This is a genomic window from Nevskia soli (assembly GCF_903970205.1).
Classification (GTDB): domain Bacteria; phylum Acidobacteriota; class Terriglobia; order Bryobacterales; family Bryobacteraceae; genus Bog-113.
Window position 1 is genome coordinate 1 of sequence record NZ_CAJCHS010000329.1, and the last position, 5,964, is coordinate 5,964.

General features: G+C 60.0%; 5 protein-coding genes. All 5 read left to right on the top strand.

The genetic code is table 11. From position 1 onward, the window contains the following. A partial coding sequence (locus H1Y01_RS14360; RefSeq protein ID WP_180541201.1) for a polysaccharide biosynthesis/export family protein occupies nucleotides 1-515 on the top strand: 515 nt, incomplete at its 5' end. A 12-nt stretch (nucleotides 516-527) separates the two neighbouring features. Beyond that, entirely contained in the window at nucleotides 528-2,210 is a 1,683-nt protein-coding gene (locus H1Y01_RS14365; protein ID WP_180541202.1) for a GumC family protein, read from the top strand. A 22-nt stretch (nucleotides 2,211-2,232) separates the two neighbouring features. Then, a complete protein-coding gene (locus H1Y01_RS14370; protein WP_219341557.1) occupies nucleotides 2,233-3,117 on the top strand; it encodes a CpsD/CapB family tyrosine-protein kinase in 885 nt (294 codons plus the stop codon). A 17-nt stretch (nucleotides 3,118-3,134) separates the two neighbouring features. Beyond that, on the top strand, nucleotides 3,135-4,202 hold the full coding sequence (locus H1Y01_RS14375; protein ID WP_180541203.1) for a ferrochelatase: 1,068 nt from the start codon (nucleotides 3,135-3,137) through the stop codon (nucleotides 4,200-4,202). A gap of 77 nt (nucleotides 4,203-4,279) precedes the next feature. Next, nucleotides 4,280-5,964 (top strand): glycosyl transferase family protein (locus H1Y01_RS14380; RefSeq protein ID WP_180541204.1); only part of this gene is annotated, 1,685 nt, incomplete at its 3' end.

Genomic DNA, 5,964 nt, shown 5'->3' on the forward strand with positions numbered 1-5,964 from the left:
TTCCGCCGTCACAAAGTCAAGCTTCCAAAACCGCATCGCCGTCCGATGCCTTTACCATCGGCGCATCCGACGTTCTGTTGATTCACGTGATGCATGAACCGGAGCTCACGGGCAAATACGATGTTGGGCCGGACGGCATGATTTCAATGACGCTGGCCGGTCCGGTGAAAGCCGCGGGATTGACCGGCGTGCAGCTCGCCGATGCGATCCGGGACAAATTGAAGGACACCATTCGCAATCCCGAAGTCAGCGTTCAGGTAACTCAGGTCAACAGCCGGAAGTTCATTTTGCAGGGCGAAGTCCGCCGGCCCGGCGCCTACGCGCTGATCACTCCCATGACGGTTCTCGAAGCGCTGTCGTTAGGCCAGGGTTTCACCGACTGGGCCAATACCAAAAAGATCTACGTGCTGCGGAGAGGCGAGCGCCTGAACTTTAACTACAAGGACGTAAGCCATGGCAAACACATGGATGAAAACATCATGGTCGAGAACGGCGATCAGATCTTTGTTCCCTAGGCGGATGACACCATGCTGACACCCGAAGTTTATTCGACCATTCAACGCCGGCCCATGGATTTGAGCGACTACATCGACGTCGCGCGACGCCATCGCGGGTGGATCTTCGGACCTCTTTTCGCGGGAGTCGTCATCGCCAGCGTCGTGGCGTTCATGCTGCCGAACACCTACGTGTCCAGCGCGGAGCTGCGCATCACTCCGGCGCAGATATCGGAGAATATTCTCCCGTCGGTTCTGAATCAGCAAATGTCGGAGCGGATCAGCGAGATGCAGCAGGATATTCTAAGCCGCACGAGCCTGGCGGAGATTATCCAGCGGCCCGCGCTGGATCTCTATAAGCGCGAACGTGACCGCGAACCGCTCGACGACATCATCGAAAAAATGCGCAACAAGGATGTTCAGATTCACATGGTTGCGGTGCCGAATTCGCAAGGGCGGACGGGAGGTTCGGCATTCACGGTATCTTTCGCGTATCCCGACCGCTACAAGGCTAAGGCCGTGGTCGACGCCCTGCTGAACCGGTTCATGGATTCGAACGATTCCCAGCAAAAGGTGGCTGGATCGATTACCACGGAATTTCTGAGCGATGAAGTGCAGCGCGCCAAAGCCGACGTCGACCGTCTGAACGCGCAGCTTACACAGTTCCGGACGAAAAATGTCGGGCGGCTTCCGGAAGAACTGCAGGTAAACGCGCAGGCGCTCACCTCGCTGCAGCAACAGCGGACCTCGATGGATGAGGCGCTCAATCGCGATGCACAGGAGAAGATGGTGCTCGAAGGACGTCTCGACACGCTACATTCGCAGCGCGAGACTTTGACGACGCTCGCGCAGCAGGGCGCCGACGACCCGGCGACTACTGAGCAGAGCGATCGCCTGCGCGATCTGAACACCACCATCTCGCACGCGGAAACTCAGCTGGCGGAGCTGCGTGAGAAATACACGGATTCGCATCCCGACGTCGTCAGTGCGCAGGCGATGCTGGCAAGCCTGAAGAAGCAGCGCGATCAGATGGAGCGCGACGATGCCAAACAGGCTTCAGCGCCGGCTAAGGGCAAAGCGGGTGGTCATCAGAGCGCCGCGACCGTGGCCGCCGTCAGCAACCTGCAGGCCCAGGAAGATCAGGTGAAGAGCCAGTTGAAGGCTCTGGATCTGGACCGCCAGAATCGCGCCAAGGAAATGGCGAGTCTGGATGGTGAGATTGCGCAATTTCGAGGGCGGCTCGAGTCCGGCCCGGCCAATGAACAGCAGTATGCGCAGTTGGTCAGCGATCAGGTGCAGGTCAACCAGCATTATCAGGACCTGTTGAAAAAACAGGGTCTCGCGGAAGAGAATCAGCAGGCGCAGAGCCGCAAGGCCGGCGAAAATCTGGAAGTGCTCGATCCGGCATCGCTCCCGGTGGCGCCCACCGCCCCCAACCGCTGGTTGATCGTTGGGATCGGATTTGCGCTCGGCGGCGTGATCGGATTGGGACTCGCGGCGTTGCGCGAAATCAAAGACACGTCTCTGAAGAATCTGAAAGACGTGCGCGCGTACACGCAGCTGCCGATCCTGGGGAGCATCCCGCTGCTCGAGAACGATCTACTGGTTCAAAGGCGGCGGCGAATCAGCTTCCTATCCTGGACCGCGGCGGTGCTGCTGGGAGTCGTCGCTATCGGCGCCTCGATGTTCTACCACTTTTACGTCACCAAGAGTTAACTGAAGTGAGACTAAAGAGCTTATGAGCCGAGTACATGATGCACTGCGCAGGGCGGAACAGCTGGGAATCAGCCCGGTGGCGAATCGACCAGAGCTCCACGGGCGGTCCGGAGATGTCCCGTCGGGGCTGGCCAACGATGTCGTTTTGAGTGGCGAGCGCCTGACCGCGCTCCTCGATGACCAACTGGAAGGCGTGCTCGATCGCGTGGAAGAGATCCCCTACTCGCCCGCCGAAGAAGCGCATCTGATCAGCCTGGAATCGCCCGCCGAGATGCCCGGTGAAGAGTTTCGGAGTTTGCGGACCCGCCTCAACCACCTGCAGACCATGCAGAAGCTGCACACGATTGTGGTCACCAGCGCCTCACCGGCGGAAGGCAAAACGTTTACCGCGTTCAATCTGGCGCTCACCCAGGCGCAGCTATCGGAAAACCCGGTGTTGATGGCCGATCTCGATTTGCGCCGTCCTTCGGTCCACCGCCATCTGCAACTGGATCGCGGCTTGGGATTCTCGGACTACATCCAGGGCAATGCGCCGCTCGAAAAGTGTTTACGCAAGCTGCGCGGCACGTCGCTGTATCTGATGACCGCCGGTTCACCGGTCAAGAATCCGCTGGAAATTTTGGGTGCGCAGGAAACTAAGGTCACCATCGAGCAGCGCTTGCCTCGTCTGTTTAACTGGGCGATTCTGGATTCGCCGCCACTCCTGTTTTCGGCCGATGCCAACCTTCTAGCGACGCTAACCGATGGGACGCTGATCGTCGTTCGTGTAGGCGCGACGACTTACGACAACATCGTGCGCGCCATGCAGACGCTGTGCGAGAACAATGTGCTCGGGATCGTGGTGAACGGCGCGCGGGCCCAGGAACTCTACAGTAAGTTCACGTATTACTACTCCAAAACAGACTGACGGGCATCCAATCCAATATGCGATGTGACGCGGTCCTGGTGGTCTCCTTCGGCGGCCCGGAGGCCGAGGCTGATGTTCTCCCGTTTCTGGAAAACGTTCTACGCGGCCGGAATGTACCGCGCCAGCGCATGCTGGAAGTCGCCGAGCATTATTACCATTTCGGCGGGAAAAGTCCGATTAACGATCAGAACCGGTTGCTAATCGCAAAATTGCGCGAAGAACTCGCGTCGAATGGGCCGAATATTCCGGTTTATTGGGGAAATCGCAACTGGCATCCGCTATTGACGGACACCGTCGCGCAGATGACGAAAGATGGCGTCCGCAACGCCCTGGCGTTTGTCACTTCGGCTTATAGCTCGTATTCAGGCTGCCGCCAATACCGGGAAGATATCGAGCGGGCGCGGCAGGCCGCCGGACCGGACGCGCCGCAGATCGCGAAGCTGCGCGCGTTTTTCAACCATCCGGGATTTATAGAGCCGATGACGGAAAATCTGCGTGCCGCAATGGCCGGCATGTCGGAGCCCCTCGTCATCTTCACCGCGCACAGCATCCCGACCGCGACGGCCCGTACCAGCCGGTATGCCGAGCAAATCGAAGAAGCTTCACGCCTTGTAGCGGAAGGCGCCGGCGCGGCCGACTGGCAACTGGCGTGGCAGAGCCGTAGCGGACCCCCCGGCCAGCCCTGGCTTGAGCCGGATATCGGAGATGTCCTGCGGACCACGACCGCGCGTGAAGTGGTGGTAGCCCCGATCGGCTTCGTCTCCGATCACATGGAGGTCCTCTACGATCTCGACGAAGAAGCGCGCGCCATCGCCGATGAGCGTGGAATCGTTATGCAACGCGCGGCAACGGTGGGAGCCCATCCACGCTTCGTAACGATGATTCGCGAGCTCGTCGTTGAGCGGATAAACGCCGAACGGATCAACGCTGAACGGATCAACGCCGAGCGCGTCAACGCCGAGCGCGTCAACGAAGGAGTTCCGCGCCTCGCGCTGGGCCGTTTCGGCGCGAACCCCGATGTTTGTCCGATCGATTGCTGCCCCGCTCCAGTCAGAATCCAGACGAGGGAAATACCCCCCGCGTAATGCCGAGGTAGCCCGGGAGAGTTCGTGTGGTCCTCTAACACACCGTTCCCGGAGGTATTTTGGTTCTGGATCGATGGGTGGCCGCGCTTTTCGCGCCGCTCGCCCTATGGGTATTGCTGAACGCCTTCGACGATGTCGTCATCGACGTCGCGAGCCTGATCGCGTACTTGCGATCCCGCCGCGACAAGATGCCCGGCGCCGCCGAATTGAAGGCCGTTCCGGAACGCCGCATGGCCATCTTCGTCCCCCTTTGGAAAGAATTCCGCGTTATCCAAAAGATGGTCGAGCATAACATCGCCGCCCAGAAATACGACAACTACGACTTCTTCATCGGTGCCTACCCCAACGACCCCCCTACCATCGAAGCTGTAAAGGAAGTTGTCCGCCGTTTTCCGCGGGCGCACATGTCAGTTTGTCCGCATGACGGCCCGACCTCGAAAGCGGATTGCCTGAACTGGGTCTATCAGCGCATGCTGCTTCACGAAGAGGAGACCGGCGACCGCTTCGACTACGTCCTGATCCACGATGCCGAGGATCTGGTCCATCCCGAAGCTCTGCTGTGGATCAACTACTACGCCCAATGGAATGAAATGGTCCAAATTCCTGTCCTGGCGCTACCGACCAAGCCGCTCGAACTGACGCACGGCGCCTACTGCGATGAGTTCGCCGAGTTCCAGTTCAAAGACATGCCCGCGCGTTCGGTGCTCGGAGGCTTCATCCCTTCGAATGGCGTCGGCACCGGATTCTCGCGCCGCGCCCTCGAAGCATTGGCCCTGGCGCACTCCAACCAGATCTTCGCGCCCGGCTGCCTGACCGAAGACTACGAGATCGGTTTCCGCATCCACGCGCTGGGAATGCCGCAGAAATTCGTCCCGATCCACCGCCATAATGGCAGCTTCGTGGCGACTCGCGAATACTTCCCGCGGGTTTTCGGCAAGGCTTTCCGCCAGAAGTCGCGATGGGTGATTGGAATCGCCCTGCAGTCGTGGGAAATGCACGGGTTCCGCGATACGTACAGCCAGTTGTACTTTTTCTGGCGCGACCGCAAAGGCCTGGTATCCAACCTGACCACCCCGTTTTCGAACCTGCTCTTTCTCTATGGCGCGGTGACATGGGCGGAGTCGAGCATCCACCATCATGCCTGGGGCCTGGCGGTCGCTGTTCATCACCAGTGGATGTGGCCGGTCTGCTTCGCTACGCTGAGTCTGGAGGCCTTTCATATGGGTGTGGGGGCGTGGTGCAGCGCGCAGGTTTACGGCTGGGTCTTCGCCAGCGCGGCTCCCATCCGGGTCCTGTGGGGTAATGTGATCAACTTCGTCGCGACCGTCATGGCCATCCGCCAGTACGCCTGGGCGCGCATTCGCAAGCAGCCGTTGCGCTGGCTGAAGACCGAGCACGCCTACCCCACGCGCGCGGCATTGGTCGAACACTGGCGTAAGATCGGCGAGATCCTCGTCGGCTCCTCCTATGTCAGCGAGACCGACCTGAATGAAGCGCTGGCGACCCAACCGCCGGGTGTGCGTATTGGAGAGTGGCTCATCCAGCGCGGCAAACTGACTCTGGAAGAACTCTATGAAGCGCTCGCGCTGCAGCAGAACGTTCCGCTTGGCAAACCGACGCCGGAAGAGATCTCCATCGCCGTTACGCGGACGCTGCCGGCCAGCGTAGCCCGCGACTTCTCCGTGCTTCCGTTTCGGGTGATGGCGCGTCAGCTGTATGTTGCCGGTCCGGAGTTGCCGGATGAAGCTACGACGAAGCGCAT